Here is a 21,241-nt window from a genome sequence, read left to right as displayed (position 1 = left end):
ACGTCCCTTAACTCACTCCGCCCCAAACAACAACCCTTCCTTAATCCCCCGAATTTTATCCCTTAATACCGCAGCCTCTTCAAACTGCAAATCCCTAGCCGCCTGCTGCATTTGTTTCTCCAGCCGTGCGATTTCTTTGACGGCGTCTTCTTCGGTGTGGATTTCTCTGATTTTCACGCCTTTGCCTTTTTTCAGACGGCCTTTGCCGCCGGTGCCGTCTTCTTCGTGGTACACGCCGTCGATGATGTCTTTGACTTGTTTTTTGATTTGTTGGGGAACAATGCCGTGTTCTTTGTTGAATGTGATTTGTTTTTCGCGGCGGCGTTCGGTTTCGTCGATGGCGGCACGCATGGAGTCGGTGATTTTGTCGGCATACAGAATCGCCACACCGTGCACGTTCCGTGCGGCACGGCCTATGGTTTGGATGAGGCTGCGGTGGGAGCGCAGGAAGCCTTCTTTGTCGGCATCCAAAATTGCCACCAATGACACTTCGGGAATGTCCAAACCCTCGCGCAACAGGTTGATGCCCACTAAAACATCAAATAGCCCCAAACGCAAATCCCGAATAATTTCAACGCGTTCCACCGTATCAATATCGCTGTGCAGGTAGCGTACTTTGATGCCGAGTTCGCTGTAATAGTCGGTAAGCTGTTCGGCCATGCGTTTGGTGAGGGTGGTGACGAGCACGCGCTCGTTTTTGGCGATGCGTTCGTTGATTTCGCTTAATAAATCGTCCACTTGGGTGGCGACGGGGCGGATGATGATTTCGGGGTCGACGAGGCCGGTGGGGCGCACGACTTGTTCGACCACTTGGCCGGCGTGTTCTTCTTCGTATTTGGCGGGGGTGGCGGACACGAATACGGTTTGCGGCATGATTTTTTCAAATTCGTGGAATTTGAGCGGGCGGTTGTCGCGGGCGGAAGGCAGCCTGAAGCCGTAATCGACGAGGTTTTGTTTGCGCGAGGCATCGCCTTTGTACATGCCGCCGATTTGGCTGACGGTAACGTGGCTTTCGTCGATAAACATGATGGCGTTGTCGGGCAGGTAGTCCATCAGCGTGGGCGGCGGTTCGCCTTCTTTTTTGCCGGAAAAGTGGCGGGAATAGTTTTCGATGCCTTTGCAGAAGCCCATTTCGTAGAGCATTTCGAGGTCGAAGCGGGTGCGCTGTTCGATGCGCTGCTGCTCGACGGGGCGGTTTTCTCGGGCGAAAAATCCGATGCGCTCGCGCAGCTCGGCTTTGATGGATTCGCAGGCGCGCAATACGGTGTCGCGCGGGGTAACGTAGTGGCTGGACGGGAAGACGGTAAAACGCCCCACCCTTTGCACTACTGCGCCGGTGAGCGGGTCGAAGAGGTCGAGGCGGTCGATTTCGTCGTCAAACAGGCTGATGCGCAGGGCGTTGTCGGAGCTTTCGGCGGGATACACGTCGATCACGTCGCCGCGCACGCGGAAGGAGCCGCGTTTGAAGTCCATTTCGCCGCGGTCGTATTGCATGGAAACGAGGATTTTGATGATGTCGCGCTGGTCGATGGTGTCGCCCTCTTTGACGGACAGCACCATTTGCTGGTATTCGGTGGGGTCGCCGATACCGTAAATCGCGGAGACGGTGGCGACGATGACGACATCGTTGCGCGTCATCAGGTTTTTGGTGGTGGAAAGGCGCATCTGCTCGATGTGTTCGTTAATCGCGGAATCTTTTTCGATAAACAGATCGCGGCTGGGCACATAAGCCTCGGGCTGGTAATAATCATAGTAAGACACGAAATATTCCACCGCGTTTTCGGGGAAAAATTCGCGCATTTCGGCATAAAGCTGGGCGGCCAGCGTTTTGTTGTGCGCCATGATGATGGCCGGTCGGCCGCTCTGCGCGATGACGTTGGCCATGGTGTAGGTTTTGCCCGAGCCGGTTACGCCGAGCAGGGTTTGGTAGGCCAGGCCGTCTGAAAGCCCTTCGAGCAGTCCGGCAATGGCGGCGGGCTGGTCGCCTGCAGGGGGAAAAGGTTGGTGAAGTTTGAAGGGGGAATCGGGGTATTGGATAACTTGCATTTGCAGACGGCATTATGTTGTATGGATTAATAATATGTGGGATATGGTAGCAAATGGAGAAATGTAAAGGGTATGCCTATCATCAAAAAAGCTGATGGAGCCTCCCAATCTATTCCATTATTTCAATGGGAACAAACCGGATAAATTCCATCAGCATATAATATTTGAAAAATACGTTTGATTTGCGGTAAAAATCAGTTTATACCCAACCAAACTCAGCTGTGCTTGGCTTTGTTCCAACCACCTTTTTTCGCTTTGCTTCCTGCGCCGTTGGCTTTCTTAAAGCCGCCTTCTTTTGCTTTGGCAAAACCGCCTTCGCTGCGTTTGCCGCCGAATTTTTTCCCGTCCGGCTTTTTACCGCCAAACTTCCGACCGCCCCAACCGCCCTTGTCTTTCGGCTTGGCAGCGGCCGCTTTGCGTTTGCGGGTCGGCTCCATGCCCTCGACGGTAACTTCGTTTAATTTGCGTCCGATGTATTTTTCGATTTTGTGCACTTTGACGTATTCGTTCACTTCGGCAAAGGTCAGCGCGATACCCGTGCGGCCGGCGCGGCCGGTACGGCCGATACGGTGGACATAGTCTTCTGCCTGCTTGGGCAAATCATAATTGACGACGTGGGTAATGGCCGGCACATCGATACCGCGTGCGGCCACATCGGTCGCCACCAAAATCTTGCAGCGTCCTTTACGCAAATCCATCAGCGTGCGGTTGCGCCAGCCCTGCGGCATATCGCCGTGCAGGCAATTGGCGGCAAAGCCTTTTTCATACAACTCGTCGGCCAATACTTCGGTCATGGCCTTGGTGGAGGTGAAAATCACGCATTGGTCGATATTGGCATCGCGCAGGATATAGTCCAGCAGGCGGTTTTTATGGCGCATGTCGTCGCAATACAAAAGCTGCTCTTCGATTTTACCCTGTTCGTCTACACGCTCGACTTCCACTACTTCGGGATTTTTGGTCAGCTTGCGTGCCAGCTTGCCGACCGCACCGTCCCAAGTAGCTGAAAACAGCAGGGTTTGGCGGTCTTGCGGGGTAGCCGCCACGATGGTTTCGATGTCGTCGATAAAACCCATGTCCAACATGCGGTCGGCTTCGTCGAGAATCAGCACTTCCAAGCGGCCGAAATCGACTTTGCCGCTCTGCATCAAATCCATCAGACGGCCCGGTGTGGCCACAATCAGGTCAACCGGTTTGCTCAAAGCGCGGGTTTGGTAGCCGAAAGATGCGCCGCCGACGATGCTGACGGTGCGGAACCATTTCATGTTTTGCGCGTAAGTCAGCGCGTTTTTTTCCACTTGCGCGGCAAGTTCGCGGGTCGGAGCCAACACCAGCGCGCGCGGGCCTTTGCCCGGTTTTTCGCTGCGGCGGGTCAGACGTTGCAGGGTCGGCAGCAGAAACGCGGCGGTTTTGCCCGAACCGGTTTGCGCCGAAGCCATAATGTCGCGGCCTTGCAAAGCCAATGGCACGGCTTGCGCCTGAACGGGTGTCGGCGATTCGTAACCGGCGCTGCGCAGGGCGGATAAAATGTTTTTATCGAGATTGAAATCAGCAAATTTAATAGACATGGCTATCCTGATCAGACAACAACACAATCCGCCTGATGCTCTTCAGACGGCCAGAAGCAATGGAAGGTAACGCAAGATACGGCGCAAAGGCCGTCTGAAAGTTACACGGTTGTCGCAAGCACTCCGGCTTGTGGTTAAACATCGACGACAACCTGCAAAGATTCTTTCGGGCAAACGAAAGCAATACGGGAAACGCGCACTAAGGGCGGTTAATTAGGTTTGAAGACGATGGCTTCATAAAATAAAAAGCGGATTGCGGATAGTATAGCCTCCCCTGTCAAAGGTCAAGTATCGAGGCGTTAATTACGGTAAAATACCCAATCCGCCGTTCAGGCCGTCTGAACTCCTCCGTACAAATCCTCCGCACCGAAACCTGCCGCCCTGCGGTATAAAGGTGCTTTTCCTATTTTTTGGCTGGAACCTCTATGGACATTACCGCTTTTGCCAACCGTTTGGGCAAAAATATCAAACACTTGATGAAATGGGCGCGCCGCAACGATATTGAAGCGTGGCGGCTTTACGACCGCGATGTTCCGCAATTTCCTTTTGCCGTCGACATCTACGGCGACCAAATCCACCTGCAGGAATACGACACCGGCTGGCTGATGCAGCCCGAAGCATATGAAGCCTGGCTGGGCGGGGTATTGGAAGCCGTCTGCTTCGTTACCGGTTTCACGCCCGAACAAATCCACTTCAAGCGGCGCGAACGCCAGAAAGGCGTGCAGCAGTATGAAAAAACCGGCAGGACGGGCGAAGATTTCGTCATTGTCGAAAACGGCCGCAAATTCTGGGTCAACCTCGACAAATATCTCGACACCGGCCTCTTTCTCGACCACCGCAACACGCGCAAAAAAGTCGGCGAAACCTCAGCGGGCAAGCGTTTTTTAAACCTGTTTTCCTACACCGGCAGCTTCACCGTTTATGCGGCCACAGGCGGCGCGGCATACAGCGAAACCGTTGATTTGTCCAACACTTACCTCGACTGGGCGCGGCGCAATTTCGAGCTCAACGGCATGGATTCCGACAAACACCGGATCGTGCGCGCCGACGTATTCCAATATCTGCAAAATGCCGCCGCCGAAGGCAAAAAGTTCGACCTGATGGTGATGGATCCGCCGAGCTTTTCCAACAGCAAAAAAATGCTGGACATTCTCGATATCCAGCGCGACCAAATGAAGCTGATCGACGGTGCGATGAAGCTCTTGGCTTCAGACGGCCTGCTGTACTTCTCCAACAACCTGCGCAGCTTTACGCTGGATGAGGGCGTGGTTGAAAAATTCAATGTCAAAGACGTGTCGAAACATTCCGTTCCCGAAGACTTCCGCAACAAAAAAATCCACCAGTGCTGGGAAATCCGGCACCGCTGATTTTGCAGACGGCATCAGGCCGTCTGCAAAATCATAAAACCTTGCTCCGAAAGCCAAGCAGACTTTCCCGCAACCATACCATTTGTTATCTTTTCGGTTTACCGTTACAATCAACCGGAACGACAATTAAGGATATGCCGTGCAACCGCTAGACTACTGCCGCCAAAAAGCAGCCGAAAGCAAATCCAACTTTCTTTCCGGCTTCCGTTTCCTGCCGCCGGCGCAGCGGGACGCAATGACGGTATTGTACGCATACTGCCGCGAATTGGACGATGTGGTTGACGACTGCTCCGACCCGAATATCGCTCAAATCACGCTCAACTGGTGGCGCAACGATTTAAGCAAAGTTTTTGGCAGCGACATACCCGAACATCCGGTCAACCAAGCCTTAAAGCACACCGCCGCCGCTTTTTCCCTTCCCCATGAAGAACTGGCGGAATTGATAGACGGTATGCAGATGGATTTGGACCAAGCCCGTTATCAGGATTTCGACAGTTTGAAGCGTTACTGCCGGTGCGTGGCAGGCGTAGTAGGCTGCCTGATTGCACGGATTTTGGGATTTACCGATCCGCAAACGCTGGATTACGCCGATAAAATGGGTTTGGCGCTGCAACTGACCAATATTATCCGCGATGTCGGCGAAGATGCCCGCAACGGGCGGATTTACCTGCCGCTGGAAGATTTGCAGCAATTCGGCGTACCGGCTGCCGTTATCATGCGTGCCGAACCGAATAAAGAATTTGCTTCGTTGATGGCATTTCAGATTAACCGCACCCGTGAAACCTACCGCCATGCAGCCGCCCTGCTGCCCCAAGCGGACAAAAAAGCGCAGAAAGCCGGCTTGGTTATGGCGGCCATTTATTATGCCTTATTAAACGAAATCGAACGCGACGGTGCGGAAAACGTTTTGAAATACAAAATAGCCATTCCTTCGCCGCGTAAAAAACGTATCGCATTGAAAACATGGCTGTTCGGATTCAAACCTTAACCGCACCAATATCCGGATATACCCACCGAACAGCCTACTTTCCCGAAACAAGCCGTCTGAAAATCGGAATACAAACATGAAACCGCATTCTTCCCGCCCCAAAATTGCCGTTATCGGCGCAGGTTGGGCAGGACTTTCCGCAGCAGTCAGCCTCGTACAACGTGCCGATGTTACCCTGTTTGAAGCAGGAAAACAGGCAGGCGGACGAGCCCGTACTGCCGGCGGAAACAGCGGTTTCAGCTTTTTGGATAACGGTCAGCATATCTGTCTCGGTGCTTACCGCGGCGTATTGTCCCTGCTTTCCCGCATCGGCGTATCCGAGCAAGAAGCATTCCACCGCCTGCCGCTGCAATGGTATCTTCACGACGGTATGCGTTTGCAGACGGCCTCTTTACCTGCTCCTTTTCATATTCTTTTCGGCATATTGTTTGCCCGCAACATCTCTTTCAACCATAAAATCCGTTTGTTGCGCGACATGAACGCGCTGAAAAAATACCACCACCAACCATCCGCAAATACCAATATTGCCGCGTGGCTGAACGCCCGCCGGACACCGCGCAAACTGGTTGCTGAATTTTGGCAACCGCTGGTTTGGGGCGCGCTCAACACACCGCTGGAGCAAGCCGGCCTGAACACGCTCTGCAACGTACTGCAAGACGGTGTTTGGGCAGACAAAGCCGGCAGCGACTACCTGATGCCCAAGCGGGATTTGGGCAGCATTGTTGCCCGGCCAGCCTTAGCTTATTTGCAAAGGCAAGGTGCAAACATCCGCTTGGAAACCCGCGTACCGCCGTTGGAAAATTTGCCCTGCGGCAGAGTCAAAGTCAACGGCGAAACATTCGACGCTGCCATACTGGCGGTTGCCCCATACCACGCCGCTGCCCTGCTTCCCGCCGAAGTACCGCACAATTTACAGACAGCATACCAACAGATGTCGTACCACGCCATTACCACCGTTTATCTGCGCTATGCCTGCCCTGTTCCGCTTCCCGCCGCCATGACCGGCTTGGCAAACGGGACGGCACAATGGTTTGTTTCCCGGGGAGCAATCGGCCTGCCCGACAATGAAGTGGCCGCCGTCATCAGCCTGTCCGACAACTTGGGTACATTAAAGACCGATGAGTGGGTCAACAAAGTACATTCCGACCTCCTGCGTATCTGCCCGAATATCGGAGAGCCAGTCGAGAGTAAAGTCATTACCGAAAAACGCGCCACAACCGCCGCGATTACCGGCCGCCCCCTGCCTGATGTCAGATGGCTGCAACACCACCGCATTTATCCGGCCGGCGATTACCTCCACCCGCGCTACCCCGCCACGCTGGAAGCAGCGGTACAATCAGGCATAACGGCTGCAGATTTATGCTGTGCAGATCTCAAGGCCGTCTGCAAAACCGAATAAAAGCAAACCGATACGCACCCCCATCAATACAAACCGATACAAACCGATACAAACAACCCGAAAAGCCGTCTGCAAACGGCACATACCAAAGGAAAAAACTATGTCTTCATTAGCAAACAAAATCATCATGGTTACCGGTGCTTCCCAAGGTTTGGGCGAACAGGTTGCCAAAGCCTATGCCGCTGCCGGCGCAACCGTGATTTTGGTTTCCCGCCGCCAGAAACGTATGGAAAAAGTTTATGACGACATCGTTGCCTCCGGTTATCCCGAGCCGTTTGCCATCTGCTTCGACCTCTTAACCGCCGAAGATAAAGAATTTGAGCAATTTGCCGCGACCATTGCCGAAGCCACCGGCGGCAAACTGGACGGCATCGTCCATTGTGCCAGCTATTTCAATGCCTTGTCGCCGCTGGATTTCCAATCGGTTGCCGATTGGGTAAAATTGTACCGCATCAATACTGTCGCACCGATGGGGCTGACCCGTGCCTTATTCCCGCTTTTGAAAGAAGCAGACGACGCTTCCGTTATCTTTGTCGGCGAAACACACGGCGAAACCCCCAAAGCCTATTGGGGCGGATTCGGCGCTTCCAAAGCCGCATTAAACTACTTGTGCAAAGTCGTTGCCGACGAATGGGAACGCTTCCCCAATCTTCGTGCCAACGTGCTTATCCCCGGAGCAATCAACTCCCCGCAGCGGATTAAATCCCACCCCGGCGAAGCCGCCAGCGAACGCAAAGGCTATGAAGATGTTGTGCCTCAATTTGTTTGGTGGGCAGGCAATGAAAGCAAAGGGCGGAGCGGAGAAATCGTTTATCTCTAAACCGCTGCCCCTGACCACCGATTGTAAACCGGTACCAATCGGCGCATAATCACTATCCTTATTTCCTACCATATTTTCAGGAATCCCGACCATGCAAAACTACCTCACGCCCAATTTCTCTTTCGCTCCCATGATTCCCGAGCGCGCGCTCGGCAGCCGCGTTTGGGGGGCGGACGGGCGCGAGTATATCGACTTGTCGGGCGGGATTGCCGTTAACGCGCTCGGCCACAGCCACCCTGCGCTGATTGAAGCCCTGGCCAAACAGGCGCAAAAACTGTGGCACATTTCCAATATCTACACCACCGCACCCGCGCAGGAATTGGCAAAAAAGCTGGTTGACCACAGCTTCGGCGACAAAGTCTTTTTCTGCAATTCCGGCGCGGAAGCCAATGAAGCCGCGCTGAAATTGGCGCGCAAATACGGCCGCGACCATTTCGGCGGTGAAAAAAACGAAATCATCGCCTGCACCAACAGCTTCCACGGCCGCACCCTGTTTACCGTATCCGTGGGCGGCCAACCCAAATACAGCCAAGACTACGCCCCCCTGCCGCAAGGCATTACCCATGTACCGTTTAACGATAGTGCCGCGCTGGAAGCCGCCGTCAGCAGCAAAACCTGCGCCATCATCATCGAGCCGATTCAAGGCGAGAGCGGCATTCTGCCCGCCGCGCAGGAATATCTGGAAACTGCCCGCCGCCTGTGCGACGAGCACAACGCACTGCTGATTTTCGATGAAGTGCAAACCGGTATGGGGCACACCGGAAAACTGTTTGCTTACGAACATTACGGCGTTGTGCCGGATATTCTGAGCAGCGCAAAAGCCTTGGGCTGCGGTTTCCCCATCGGAGCCATGATTACCACCGACAAAATCGCGCCAACCTTCGGCCCGGGCACGCACGGCTCGACCTTCGGCGGCAACCCCTTGGCCTGCGCCGTCGGCAGCCGTGCCTTCGACATCATCAACGCGCCCGAAACGCTGGCACACGTTACCCGCCAAGGCAACAAATTGCGCGAGGCTTTGGCGCAAATCGGCAGCGAAACCGGCGTATTTAAAGAAGTACGCGGCATGGGTCTGCTCTTAGGCTGCGTTTTGAGCGATGCCTACCAAGGCCGTGCCGGAGAAATCACTGCCGCCGCTTTGAAACACGGTCTGATGGTATTGGTCGCCGGCAGTAATGTCGTCCGCTTCGCCCCCAGCCTGCTGCTTGACGACGAAGATATGAACGAAGGCTTAAGCCGTCTGCAAAACGCGCTGACGGAGTGGCTGGCTACACAATAATTCCGGCAAAATTGCCGCAGGCCGTCTGCAAACTGTTTTTTCAGACGGCTTTTACCTGTTTATCCGAATATACTGTTAAAGGAACGCATTATGAAATGGCAAGGACGTACCCGAAGCCGCAATGTTGAAGACCGTAGGGGAAGCGGTGGCGGCGGTAGGAAAACGCCCGGAATCATCGGTATCATTGTTTTACTGGTCGGCGCATATTACGGTGTGGACTTGAGCGGAGTGGTCGGCACACCCTCCCTCGGTCCGACAAGTGCCCAACAATCTTCCCTCAACCCACAACTTGAAAGCCAACTGGAAGAATTATCCCATGTGGTCTTGGCCGATACCGAAGCCGCATGGAAAGACTATTTCGGCAAACACGGCCAAAGCTACACTCCGACCACGTTGGTACTCTATACCGGCGGCACGCAAACCGCCTGCGGTATGGGGCAAGCTGCGATGGGGCCTTTCTATTGCCCGGGCGATAAAAAAGTTTATCTGGACTTGTCGTTTTACGAAGACATGCGTACCAAATTAGGTGCGGCAGGCGATGCGGCTTTTGCTTATGTTATTGCCCACGAAGTCGGCCACCACGTTCAAAACCTGCTCGGTATTTTGCCTCAGGTTCATCAGGCACAACAAAGTGTCGGCAAAACCCAAGCCAATGCTTTGTCTGTCAAACTCGAACTGCAGGCGGATTGTTTTGCCGGTATCTGGGGGCATTACGCCGTCAACCAGCAGATTTTTGAAGCAGGAGACATTGAAAAAGCCATGAATGCCGCCGCTTCCGTAGGCGACGACCGCCTCCAGCAGCAGGCTCAGGGTTACGCCGTTCCCGACAGTTTCACCCACGGTTCTTCCGCCGACCGCATGAAATGGCTCAAACGCGGTTTGGAAGGCGGAGACATCAACCAATGCAACACTTTTGATGCGGGCTGACAAGCTTTTTTGCAGCTAATGCCGTCTGCAAATCAGCCGATACGCAATGTGCAGACGGCATAAACGCTATGTTACAATGCCCTTATCGAATCACATGACCGTTTCCAAAGGAATAACCATGTCGGCCATCGCCAAAGACATCTTCAAAGCCTACGACATCCGCGGTATCGTTGGTAAAACCCTGACCAACGAAGCCGCCTACTTAATCGGCAAAGCCATCGCCGCCAAAGCCGCCGCACAAGGCATAGTTAAAATCGCCCTCGGCCGCGACGGACGCTTGAGCGGCTCCGAGCTGATGGAACACATCCAACGCGGCTTTACCGACAGCGGCATGGATGTGCTCAACGTTGGCATGGTTGCCACGCCCATGCTCTATTTCGCCGCCATCAACGAATGCGGCGGCAGCGGCGTGATGATTACCGGCAGCCACAATCCGCCGGATTACAACGGTTTCAAAATGATGCTCGGCGGCGACACGCTGGCAGGAGAGGCCGTTCAGGAACTGCTTGCCCTGATTGAAGCAGACCGATTCGTTACTGCCGCCGGCAAAGGCAGCGTTACCGAAAAAGACATTTCCGGCGAATACCACAACCACATCACCGGCCACATCAAACTCAAACGCCCGATGAAAGTCGCCATCGATGCAGGCAACGGAGTAGGCGGCGCGTTTGCAGGCAAACTCTACCGCGGCTTGGGCAACGAAGTAACCGAACTCTTCTGCGAAGTGGACGGAACCTTCCCCAACCACCACCCCGACCCGTCCAAACCGAAAAACCTGCAAGACCTGATTGCCGAGCTGCAAAAAGGTGGTGCCGAAATCGGCTTGGCGTTTGACGGCGATGCCGACCGTCTGGGCGTGGTCACCAAAAACGGCAGCATCATCTACCCCGACCGCCAGCTGATGCTGTTTGCACAAGACGTATTAAGCCGCAACCCGCAGGCCAAAGTGATTTTCGATGTCAAATCTACCCGTCTGCTCGCCCCGTGGATCACACAACACGGCGGCGAACCGATTATGGAAAAAACCGGCCACAGCTTCATCAAATCTACCATGAAAAAAACCGGCGCACTCGTTGCCGGCGAAATGAGCGGCCACATTTTCTTCAAAGAACGCTGGTTCGGTTTTGACGACGGCCTCTATGCCGGTGCGCGCTTGTTGGAAATCTTATCGGCTTACGACAACCCTTCCGAAGTGTTGGAAAACCTGCCGCAGAGCATTTCTACCCCCGAATTGAACATCGACCTGCCCGAAGGCAGCAACGGCCACCAAGTCATCGGAGAATTGGCAGCCAAAGCCAAATTCGACGGCGCAACCGAAATCATCACCATCGACGGCCTGCGCGTAGAATTTGCCGACGGATTCGGTCTGATGCGCGCCTCCAATACCACGCCGATTTTGGTGCTGCGTTTTGAAGCCGACAATCAGGAAGCCATCGAGCGCATTCAAAACCAATTCAAGGCAGTCATCGAAAGCAATCCCGATTTGAAATGGCCGCTGTAAGCCAATCCGCTATCGAGGCCGTCTGAAAATATTTTTCAGACGGCCTTTCTGCTAAAATCACCCTACTCTGTTTTGCGGAAAACATCATGCACGAAATCAAATGCCCCCATTGCCACACCGCCTTCACCATCAACGAAGCCAGCTATGCCGACATCCTCAACCAAGTCCGCACACGAGAATTCCAAAACGAAATCCACGAGCGTTTGCAGCAGGCGCAGAGCCGGTTTCAGGGCGAAATGCGTTTGGCCGAAGCTCAGGCACAGCAGCATTTGGAGCGGGAATTGGCAGAGAAAAACCGTGAAATTGCCGAACTTGCCAACAAAATCAACGAACACGAAAAAGACAGCCGTCTGGCAGTCGGTGAAGCGGAAGGCCGTCTGAAAGCGAAAATTGCCGAGCAAGACAAACTTATCGCCGAATTGAAAGCCCAAGCCCAAAGCCTCGCCGCCGCCAAAGAAATGGAGAAAAAGCTGGAAATCACCCAAGCCGTGGCCGACAAAGACCGCCAATTGAGCGATTTGACCGCCCGCCTCGCGCTGGAAGCCAAAGAACGCGAATTGGAAAAACAAAACCTGCGCGAAAAATACGAAGGCGAATTGAAACAAAAAGACGAAACCATTGCCTTTTACAAAGATTTCAAAGCCCGCCAATCCACCAAAATGATAGGCGAAAGCCTGGAAGTCCATTGCGAAACCGAATTCAACCGCATCCGCACTACCGCCTTCCCGCAGGCACAGTTTGGCAAAGACAACGATGCCAAAAGCGGCAGCAAAGGCGATTACATCTACCGGGAGTCAGACGGGCAAGGCAACGAGGTCATCTCAATAATGTTTGAGATGAAAAACGAAAACGACAACACTGCCACGAAAAAGAAAAACGAACATTTTTTCAAAGAGTTGGACAAAGACCGCAACGAGAAAAAATGCGAATATGCCGTTCTCGTCTCGCTTTTGGAAGCTGACAGCGAGCTGTACAACACCGGCATCGTCGATGTTTCCTACGCCTACCCGAAAATGTATGTCGTGCGGCCGCAATTTTTCATTCCGCTGATTTCACTGTTGCGCAATGCCGCGCTCAACTCGCTGAAATACAAGCAGGAAGCCGCCCAAATGCGCGCGCAGAATATCGACATCACGAATTTTGAAGAAGACCTGAACGCTTTCAAAGAAGGCTTCGCCCGCAACTACGACCTCGCCAGCCGCAAGTTTCAGACGGCCATCGAGGAAATCGACAAAACCATCACCCATCTGCAAAAAACCAAAGAAGCCCTGCTCTCTTCCGAAAACAACCTGCGGCTGGCCAATAACAAAGCCGCGGATTTGACGGTGAAAAAACTGGTGAAGAAAAACCCGACCATGAAAGCCGCGTTTGAAGCCTTGGAGAAAAAATGAGCCAGACGGAATATTTCAAAAAAACATAGCCGGAATCCGAACAAGATTCCGGCTATAATCGAAAACATTGCAACTGCGGCGTTGGCTCTTTTGCCATATCATATGTCGTCGGTTCCATTCGGAATGAGACAAGGCAGTAAGCCGCAGGCAGTGCGGATAATACGGGATTTTGCCGACTATTTTCTTTGAACCTGACTCACCTGACACAAGGTTGTTTTTATTTCGCAATATCCTGCTGAAACCCATTGAGATAAATATATAGACTCTGTGAGATAAATGGGATGAAGCGGGCTGAAATGGGTTTTGGTGGGATTGGATTTGTGAAATAGCGTTGCACAGGGTGTAATGAAAATAAACGGGCAGATTTTGCCCGTTTTTGCTTTTTTAGAGACCTGCTTTGAGTGATTCGAGCGCGATATCGATGATGCGTTTGTCGGCTCCGTTTTGGAGTTGGCCGCTGCCGTTGATGGGGAGGTATGGTCTGGCCGGAATAGTGACTTTTCTGCCGCGTCCGGCTTGGCCGCCGAGATGGTGGATAGCGGCATAGGGTTTGTTGCTGCCGATTCGTGCGAAGTCGTTGCCGACTTGGGTGGAAATGCTGGCGGCAAGTTGGCCGGTCAGTTGCAGGGTTTTGCCGCCTTGCGCCGCGCGTTTGCTTTGTGGCCATTTGTCACCGCCGAAACTCTCATTCTCAAAGTTTTCTTCGGTGAGTGAAATCATTTCTGTGGCCACGCCTCTCATCATTTTGCGTGAGTTGCCTAGGTTGGTTAACAGCTGGCTCAAGCTGCGGTCTACTGATTTTGAGTCTAGGTTGATTTCAATCATGGTCAGCCTTTCAAGACTTTTTGCACCCATGCTAAATCGGCGGCAGATAAAGCTGCTTTGAATTTGGCATTGCCCATCATGATTTTCAGCGCGATTCGGGCGATGTCGGGGTGGACGGCGTGGGCTTTTTGAATGGCAACCGAAGCCATGCGTGAGAGCATGGTTTGACCTTGGTTGGCATTGAAACCTGCGCTCGGTGCGACAAATTTGCCGTCGATACGCAAGCCGGTGCGTTGAGCATAGCGGGCTTCGCCTGTGTATTCGTTGCTGCTGATGTCGACTGTTTGGGTTTCGAGGGTCGGGCTGGGCAAGGCGCGGCTTTCGCCTGCTGCTCGGGACAAGGGGCGCACGCGGCAGCGGCAGCGGAAATCGAGTGGCGGATACATGGTATTCCAGACCGGGTCGGTGGCGGCATAGACGCGACCGTGCATGCGGCGGTGGCTGTCGCGGGTGCGGCTGTCGTTGATGGCAACGTACTGCCAATACGGATGGGTATCCACAGAATCCATCATTTCGGCATAGCGTCCGGCCATGTAGGCCGATTGCATGTTGGTCAGGTAGATGGTTTTCAGACGATGCGGGCTGCCGAGCTGTACGGTTTGGGCTTCGCCGGTGTCCGGATTGGTTGCTTGGGTGCGTCCCCACCAGCCCTTGCTTTGTAATACCGGCGTGAGTGTTTTTTGGAACTGTTCCAGCGTTTGGCCGGTCTCGGCGGCGTTGACAACGGCGCGATAAATATCATTGGCCACGTCCATACCTGCGGTTTTGGCCACGGTGAACGCGGTGGCGTGCGCGTCGTCGAGCATGTCTTGCCAATCCCACGAAACGGCCACGCCTTTTTGCTTCAGGTATTCGACCGCTGCTTCCGGCTCCAGGCCGAAAATTGCCTTGATGTCTTCCGGAGTCATCAGCTCATCTCCTGCGCCGCTTCAATGCGTCCGACCAAACCGGACAGGAAAATCACACGCGCCAGTTCGTTTTGCAAGGCGGTGTCATCCATATTCGGGAACTGCTCGGCCAAGCGGTCGAGAATATTGTCTTCGGTTTCGCCGCGCTGCAAATCCTGCACCAATAAGGCAGTCAGGTTGCGGCCTTGCTGGTTCAGCTCGGCTGTATTCGGCGCGAGCGTGTCTAAAATCAAGCCCGCATCGGTTTCTGCACCATCCCAACCTTCGGCAAAATCAGCAGCGGTCGGGGTGATGGCATCTTCTTCAACGATATCGCCGTCTTCCAAACCATAAGTGCGTTTCCAATATTGCGGGGTGAATTTCACACCCGCACCGAACAGCATATTGTCGCGCTCGGCACGCTCTTTTGTACCTGATTCTTCATTTTCAAACAGTTCGAATTTTGGGCAAACCACATCGCCGAAATTCAGCGATACCACCCATTCAATCAGCTCATTAAACGCCGCTTCGACAATACGGCGGTCGCTGTCGCGGATATCATCGGCGATTTCCAAGCCTGCGCTGGCACTGGCATGGTTGGTTTCTTTGTCGGTGGTTTGGTCTTGGCCAAGCAAGGCGATGTTGATGCCGGATTTACACTCTTTCAGCAGCTTGTCGAAAGCATCTACCGATGATGATTTGCCGCTGGCTTCGTGAATTTCGACACTCGAATCGTTCGGAATCGTGCCGACCGAATTGCTGATTAAGGCTTCTAGCGCATCAAGCAGCTTTTCGGTGTCGCTGTGGGTGTTGGAGCGCGGCTCTTTGCCAATCAACCATGGTGCACCGTATTTTTCGGTGAAACTCACCCAGAATTTCAGGCCGCCGCGCTTGAACGTAACCAGCCAAAAGACCAAGCCCAAATCACCCAAACCGTAGGGATTAAGATAGTCGTCTTCATGACGTGGGCAAAGGAATTTATAAGGCGGCAGCGGCTCTTGGCTCAAGCCGTTTTCGATGAAAATCAATTCTCGGTCATCATTAAAGGCAAACCACTCTTGCGGCTTGGCTACGATTTCAGACGGCAGCCATTGACTGCCTTTCTGCCAGATAATTTCAATCGGTTGATAACCGAAAAAAGCGGCATTCATGATGTCTTTGCAAAATTTATACACATCAACATCCGCAACCAGCCAATTTTCGACAAAATCCAATACCCGCTCATCGACTTCATCGCCACTTAATTTCCAATCCAGGCGGGCAACGGCGGCTTTACGGCGGCGCACGAAGCTGCCGACCAGCTCATCGCGCAACAATTCGCGGTAAACAGAGATTTGTTTGCCCATCTTGCGCAAAATCGGGTCGGGATTCGGCAGCCAACCGCCGAAGCCGTTTAAAAACTGACGCGATACGGCGATGTGGCCGCTTAAATCCTCGGGTTTGAAGGTTACGCTGCCGTGTTGGGTTTTGAGTTTGAAATGCGGTTTTTTCATTTTCAGACGGCCTTAAGGTTCATACATCAAATTGAAAACGGAATGCCAAATTATTGGAATAGAACGCAGCCACAGTAATACCATCTGCGCTGTTTTTTTAGGCTTGTAACGCGGATAAAAACACCTACCAGCCACAATAACGGGTAAATCAGTTTGTCAGTCTGCTGCGGGCGTTTGATTTTTCGGCTGGCCACGCGTACTGGCCCGGCATTCAGCTCTCGACTCGCGTAATGCGCCAACACCAAGGCAATCGCCGCGTCGCCGTGGCGTTTTCTGCCGTCTTGTCCTTTGGTGCGTGTGTCGGGAATGCGTGGCACGCCTTTTTATCCAACGCCTTTATCAGCTTGGGCAAAACACCGGAAGTAGCGGGTACGGCCATCAACGGTATGCTGACCAAGCTGATGACGGCCGACAAGCAGGGAAAGAAATTTCAGGCGGTTTTGGAGGGTATGGGTACAGATGCCAAAGCCCTGAAAAAAGCGATTGCCGAAAACGGCGAGCAGGCTCTGATGGATTTTCTGAGACAGATTGAAAAGCTGCCAAAAGAAAACCAGATGGGCGCATTGGTCGATTTGTTCGGCTTGGAATATGCCGACGATGTGGCTGCGTTGGTTGGTGGCTTGGATACCTATAAGAAGTCCATTGATGAGCTGAAAAAAGCCGGTAAAGGCGGCAAGCCTGAATTTATGGGCAGCATGGAGAAAGAATTTGCTGCACGTTCGGCCACTACTGAAAACGGCCTAACGCTGATGAAAAACGGCTTTGCTGAGCTGAAAACGGTAGTCGGAGACCGACTGCTACCCGTGATTAATAAGGTTTCCGCATTTATAGGAAATCTTACCCAAAATTTAGCCGATTTTGCGGCTAAGAATCCGGAAGTCGTCGATGGCTTGTTGTTGATTGGCGGCGTGATTGCCGGGTTGATTATCGGTTTTTCTGCGTTTACTGCCGTAATGGGCGTGTTCTCGATGGGTTGGATAGCTGCAGCCAAGGCCGTTTCTCCAATGATTTCCTTATTGGGAGCAGTTCGTAAAACCATGTCGTTTTTTGGGCGGGGCATTATATCTGTTATCCGTTTTCTGCCCATGCTCGGTTCGGCATTTTTTGAAATTGGGTGCCTTCTTAATGGCCAATCCGATTTTCCTTGCCCTTGGCCTGTTGGCCGTTGCCGCTTACATGCTCTACAACAACTGGGCATCAGTGGTGGCCGGTGCAAAAGCGTTGTGGCAAAGCTTGGTGATATTTTTCAGCGGACTTTGGGCGCAAATCACGGCTTTCTTCAGCAGCGGCATCGGTAATATTGCGGCCACTATTCTCAATTTTTCGCCACTCGGTTTGTTTTATCAGGCATTTGCCAGTGTGATGAGCTGGTTTGGTGTCACCTTGCCGTCAACCTTTACCGGCTTTGGCCGTATGTTGATTCAGGGTTTGATTAACGGCATTAAATCAGCAGCCGCAGCGGTATATAACACGATTGCCTCTATCGGTAATTCGATTAAGGCCAAATTCCAAGCGGTGATGGATATTCATTCGCCGAGTCGTGAGTTCAGACGTTTTGGTGGCTTTATTACCCAAGGTTTGGATATTGGTATCCGTCGCACGGCCAACCGGCCAATCGGTACGGTCGGTGCATGGGCAGGCCGTCTGAAAGACAGTTTCGGAAGCCGTATCGGCCAGCTGCGTGCCGATGTGGCCGCGCGGGTATCCGGCAGCCGCGCCGATTTCGAGCAAGCGCGACAGGCTGCGGCTGCCGGTGGCGTGACCATTCATTTCAACCCGACCATCAACGCGCCGGGCGGAGACCCTGCTCAAATTCAGACGGCCTTGCAAATGGGCTTGCGCGAATTTGAAACGTTGTTTCACCGCATGATGGCCGACCGTGAGCGGAGGGCTTTCTGATGTATGCAATGTTGGGGGATGTGAGGTTTGAAACCTTGCAAAGCTTTGCCAGCTTGGAAGCGCAGCACTCGGCCAAGTTTGCCAAGCACGAGGTATTAAAAGGCCGCCCGCGCTTACAGGCGATGGAAAACGACCTAACCACACTGCGCTTTGGCTTAAAACTGCATTGGATGTTGGGCAATCCCGACACGGCTTATAAGGGTTTGCTGGCAGCTTTGGAAGCGCAGCAGGCGGTGTCGCTGGTTTATGGCTCAGGCCGCTTTGTCGGCTGGTTTGTCATTGAGAGCCTGACCGAGCGCACCTTGATTCAGGACAGTAAAGGCCGCACGGCCGCGCGTGAGCTGGATATCGAACTGACGGAATTTGTCGGTGACCCGAATAATCCGCTGCCGACTCCGGCGATTATCAGCGGCAAGCAAAACCCATTGCTCTCACTGTTGCCCGAATCGGTACAGGCGCAAGCGGCAGATGTGATGCAGGCGGTTGAAACCGGTGTGAAAGTCTATCGTGCGGCAGAAAACGGCATAGAGCAAATGCAAGGCATCATCGCGGCGGCTAAAGAGTTGCGCAATGATTCCGCCGGTGCGCTGAATTTAATCGGCGATGCGCTCGGCGTGGGCGGTGATGTATTGGGCAAGCTCAATGGTTTACCGGAAGTAACGGCTTTGTTGGGTGATTTATCCGGCGCGGCTGAAATGGCCACGCAGCTTGGTGCAGCCGGAAATGCGCTCGGCAGTACGGTGGCAAGCATGCGTGCAGGTTACGAGAGCGGAACTATCGGCGGCTGGTTGGATGCGGCTGGAGACTCAATTACTACGGCCTCCGAAGCGGTGGCTAATGGTGCATCGGCCGTTGAAAAGTTGACCGGTTGGCTGGCGACAAGGAGTGATGGATGAGCGCGGTTTTACGCTATACGACCAAAGATGGTGACCGCTGGGATTTGATTGCCCATAAACACTACGGCAACGCTTTGCTGATTGACGGCCTGATTGCGGCCAATCCACATTTACCGTTGGCCGAAGAGTTTGTCAGCGGCTTGACGGTGTTTGTGCCGGTGCTAGAAAGCAAGCCGAAAAACAGTCAGGCCGATTTGCCGCCTTGGATGCGCTGAAAGGGTTGAAATGGATATTAAAGGTTTCTTGTCCGGCTTGGCCGCTCAAGGCGGTACGGGTGGCACTCATCCGGTAACCAAGCCGGATTTCACATTGAGCTACGAAAACAAGGATATTACAGGCGACATTGCCCCCTATCTGATTTCATTTGTTTACACAGATTACCTCGAGGGGCAATCTGATGAGCTGCAGGTCGAATTTGAAGATGTGGACGGTCGCTGGCTGCGTGGCTGGTATCCGGAGCAAGGCGATGCGCTGGCATTGAGCTTGGGCGACCAATTTACCGGCTTGGTAGATTTGGGCAGCTTTGAGATTGCGGAAATTGAATACAACCACCCACCATCAACGGTGAGCCTGAAGGCGTTGTCGGCGGGCATTACCAAGGCCAGCCGCACTTTAAAAGGCCGTGCGTATGAAAATACCACGCTGGCCGAGATTGTGCGCCAAGTGGCAGGCCATCTGAAATTGCAGCCCGCTGGGCAAGTGAAAGACATCAAAATCAAGCGTGTGACCCAGTATCAGGAGCGCGATATTGAGTTTTTGAGCCGTTTGGCCAAAGAGTATGGCCACACCTTTAAGGTTGTCGGGAATAAGCTGGTATTCGCCGACAACGTCAGGCTGAAAGAGCGTGAAGCGGTGGTGATATTGAGTCCTGAAGACATGACCCGAATCCGCCTGCGCGATTTGATTAAAGGTGTACCGACCCAAGTAGAAATGCGCGGCTACGACCCGAAAACCAAGAAAACGGTGTCGGCTACGCGTAAAACCAAGTCTCTGCGCCCGAAATCCAAACGTGGCCACACCGGCGACACCTTGAAAATCGTGCCGAATAAAGGCGAAAGCCAAACGCAGCTCAATGCCCGCGCCGATGCGGCTTTGGCTGATGCGCAAGACGACCAATGCGCCGGAAACATCACATTGTTTGGTAATGCGCTGCTGGTGGCCGGTCAAACCGTGCGCCTGAAAGACATGGGTAAGTTTTCCGGTAAGTATCTGGTGAAACAGGCGCGGCATGAGTATCGCCGCAGCAGCGGCTACACCACCGAACTGGAAATTAAGATGATTGAGTATATCGATGATGAGGAGCAGCAGGATGCAGCAAACGCATGATTTTGGGGCGACCCTGCAATTCGGCGTGGTATCGGCGGTGGATGAAGCCGGTCACAATCTGCGCGTCAAAATCCCTGCCCTAGAAGACATGGAAACCGACTGGCTGCCTATGGCTACACCGGCCGCCGGTGGCAATCAGTTTTACAGCCTGCCCGACGAGGGCGAGCAAGTTGTCTGCCTGCTGGACGCCCGTGGCGAAAACGGCTGCGTGATTGGCGCTATTTACAGCGCAGCCGATAAGCCACCGGCCAGCAGCAAAGACAAATGGGTACGCCGCTTTAAAAACGGTACGATTATTGAACACGACCGCAAAACGGGAGATATACTGGTCAAAACCGACGGCGTGGTGACAATTGATGCCGATGCCGTGGTGAAAAAAACCTTGACGGTTGAAGGTCTGTTTACTTATACCGCCGGCATGTCTGGTCAAGGTGGTAGTGGTGCGGCGGCCAAAATTGATGGCGCAATTGAGGCTACTGGCGATATTAAATCCCAAGGCATCAGCTTACCTGGTCACACGCACACCGGCGACTCGGGTGGCACAACATCGCCGCCGAAATAAGGTTTTAAAACGCATTAAAATCAGCTTTATGCGGCTTCAGGCAGAATCCCTGTATCAAAACGATACAGGG

Annotated in this window: 19 protein-coding genes; 14 read left to right on the top strand and 5 right to left on the bottom strand. The window is 53.4% G+C overall.

What is annotated here, in order from left to right; all coding sequences use genetic code 11:
• Nucleotides 1-12 precede the first annotated feature (12 nt).
• Entirely contained in the window at nt 13-2,046 is a 2,034-nt protein-coding gene (uvrB, locus tag EL111_RS05225; RefSeq protein ID WP_123796313.1) for an excinuclease ABC subunit UvrB, read from the bottom strand.
• A gap of 215 nt (nt 2,047-2,261) precedes the next feature.
• Nucleotides 2,262-3,611 (bottom strand): DEAD/DEAH box helicase, encoded by a 1,350-nt coding sequence (locus EL111_RS05220; protein WP_123796312.1) that lies wholly within the window; start codon nt 3,609-3,611, stop codon nt 2,262-2,264.
• A gap of 425 nt (nt 3,612-4,036) precedes the next feature.
• Between EL111_RS05220 and EL111_RS05215 the strand changes: the two genes are divergently transcribed.
• The 8 genes from EL111_RS05215 (at nt 4,037) to EL111_RS05180 (ending at nt 13,283) form a co-directional block, all read left to right on the top strand.
• The gene (locus tag EL111_RS05215; protein WP_123796311.1) at nt 4,037-4,978 is read left to right on the top strand and encodes a class I SAM-dependent methyltransferase; all 942 of its coding nucleotides are present in this window, start codon (nt 4,037-4,039) and stop codon (nt 4,976-4,978) included.
• Nucleotides 4,979-5,117: 139 nt separating this feature from the next.
• Nucleotides 5,118-5,966 (top strand): presqualene diphosphate synthase HpnD, encoded by an 849-nt coding sequence (hpnD, locus tag EL111_RS05210; RefSeq protein ID WP_123796310.1) that lies wholly within the window; start codon nt 5,118-5,120, stop codon nt 5,964-5,966.
• 76 nt (nt 5,967-6,042) lie between these two features.
• Complete coding sequence (gene hpnE / locus EL111_RS05205; protein WP_123796309.1) at nt 6,043-7,365, top strand: hydroxysqualene dehydroxylase HpnE; 1,323 nt, start codon at nt 6,043-6,045, stop codon at nt 7,363-7,365.
• A 100-nt stretch (nt 7,366-7,465) separates the two neighbouring features.
• Complete coding sequence (locus EL111_RS05200; protein ID WP_123796308.1) at nt 7,466-8,185, top strand: SDR family oxidoreductase; 720 nt, start codon at nt 7,466-7,468, stop codon at nt 8,183-8,185.
• Between the two features lie 91 nt (nt 8,186-8,276).
• Nucleotides 8,277-9,464 carry an acetylornithine/succinyldiaminopimelate transaminase gene (locus EL111_RS05195; protein WP_123796307.1) on the top strand — a complete coding sequence of 396 codons (1,188 nt, stop codon included), beginning with the start codon at nt 8,277-8,279 and terminating at the stop codon, nt 9,462-9,464.
• 90 nt (nt 9,465-9,554) lie between these two features.
• Complete coding sequence (gene ypfJ / locus EL111_RS05190) at nt 9,555-10,391, top strand: KPN_02809 family neutral zinc metallopeptidase (RefSeq protein WP_123796306.1); 837 nt, start codon at nt 9,555-9,557, stop codon at nt 10,389-10,391.
• Between the two features lie 118 nt (nt 10,392-10,509).
• Nucleotides 10,510-11,892 (top strand): phosphomannomutase/phosphoglucomutase, encoded by a 1,383-nt coding sequence (locus EL111_RS05185; protein ID WP_123796305.1) that lies wholly within the window; start codon nt 10,510-10,512, stop codon nt 11,890-11,892.
• Between the two features lie 86 nt (nt 11,893-11,978).
• Nucleotides 11,979-13,283 carry a DUF2130 domain-containing protein gene (locus tag EL111_RS05180; RefSeq protein WP_123796304.1) on the top strand — a complete coding sequence of 435 codons (1,305 nt, stop codon included), beginning with the start codon at nt 11,979-11,981 and terminating at the stop codon, nt 13,281-13,283.
• Between the two features lie 384 nt (nt 13,284-13,667).
• Here EL111_RS05180 and EL111_RS05175 read toward each other — a convergent pair whose 3' ends face one another.
• From EL111_RS05175 to EL111_RS05165, 3 genes are read right to left on the bottom strand one after another with little or no spacing between them, the layout of a single operon-like run.
• Nucleotides 13,668-14,108, bottom strand: coding sequence for a phage virion morphogenesis protein (locus EL111_RS05175; RefSeq protein ID WP_123796436.1), 441 nt, complete (start codon nt 14,106-14,108; stop codon nt 13,668-13,670).
• Nucleotides 14,109-14,110: 2 nt separating this feature from the next.
• Nucleotides 14,111-15,016, bottom strand: coding sequence for a phage head morphogenesis protein (locus EL111_RS05170; protein WP_123796437.1), 906 nt, complete (start codon nt 15,014-15,016; stop codon nt 14,111-14,113).
• A complete protein-coding gene (locus EL111_RS05165) occupies nt 15,016-16,488 on the bottom strand; it encodes a DUF935 domain-containing protein (protein WP_126325839.1) in 1,473 nt (490 codons plus the stop codon). The genes EL111_RS05170 and EL111_RS05165 overlap by 1 nt, the downstream gene beginning before the upstream one ends.
• Nucleotides 16,489-16,718: 230 nt before the next feature.
• Here EL111_RS05165 and EL111_RS05160 point away from each other — a divergent pair, with 230 nt between their 5' ends.
• Genes EL111_RS05160 through EL111_RS05140 form a run of 6 tightly spaced genes read left to right on the top strand, consistent with a single transcriptional unit; the run spans nt 16,719 to nt 21,171 of the window.
• Entirely contained in the window at nt 16,719-17,786 is a 1,068-nt protein-coding gene (locus EL111_RS05160) for a phage tail tape measure protein (protein ID WP_126325838.1), read from the top strand.
• Nucleotides 17,722-18,387 carry a phage tail protein gene (locus EL111_RS10505; RefSeq protein ID WP_164715653.1) on the top strand — a complete coding sequence of 222 codons (666 nt, stop codon included), beginning with the start codon at nt 17,722-17,724 and terminating at the stop codon, nt 18,385-18,387. Before EL111_RS05160 ends, EL111_RS10505 begins: the two co-directional genes overlap by 65 nt.
• Entirely contained in the window at nt 18,387-19,283 is an 897-nt protein-coding gene (locus EL111_RS05155; RefSeq protein ID WP_126325837.1) for a phage tail protein, read from the top strand. Before EL111_RS10505 ends, EL111_RS05155 begins: the two co-directional genes overlap by 1 nt.
• Nucleotides 19,280-19,498 carry a tail protein X gene (locus tag EL111_RS05150; RefSeq protein ID WP_123796421.1) on the top strand — a complete coding sequence of 73 codons (219 nt, stop codon included), beginning with the start codon at nt 19,280-19,282 and terminating at the stop codon, nt 19,496-19,498. The genes EL111_RS05155 and EL111_RS05150 overlap by 4 nt, the downstream gene beginning before the upstream one ends.
• Nucleotides 19,499-19,508: 10 nt before the next feature.
• The gene (locus tag EL111_RS05145; protein ID WP_123796422.1) at nt 19,509-20,609 is read left to right on the top strand and encodes a phage late control D family protein; all 1,101 of its coding nucleotides are present in this window, start codon (nt 19,509-19,511) and stop codon (nt 20,607-20,609) included.
• Nucleotides 20,593-21,171: a phage baseplate assembly protein V gene (locus EL111_RS05140; protein WP_123796423.1), complete on the top strand. Its 579-nt coding sequence runs from the start codon at nt 20,593-20,595 to the stop codon at nt 21,169-21,171. The genes EL111_RS05145 and EL111_RS05140 overlap by 17 nt, the downstream gene beginning before the upstream one ends.
• The last annotated feature ends 70 nt before the right edge of the window (nt 21,172-21,241 follow it).

The organism is Neisseria animalis (assembly GCF_900636515.1).
Taxonomy (GTDB): Bacteria; Pseudomonadota; Gammaproteobacteria; order Burkholderiales; family Neisseriaceae; genus Neisseria; species Neisseria animalis.
Note: the sequence above shows the minus strand (reverse complement) of the source record. Positions and strands in the feature narration are given on the sequence as shown.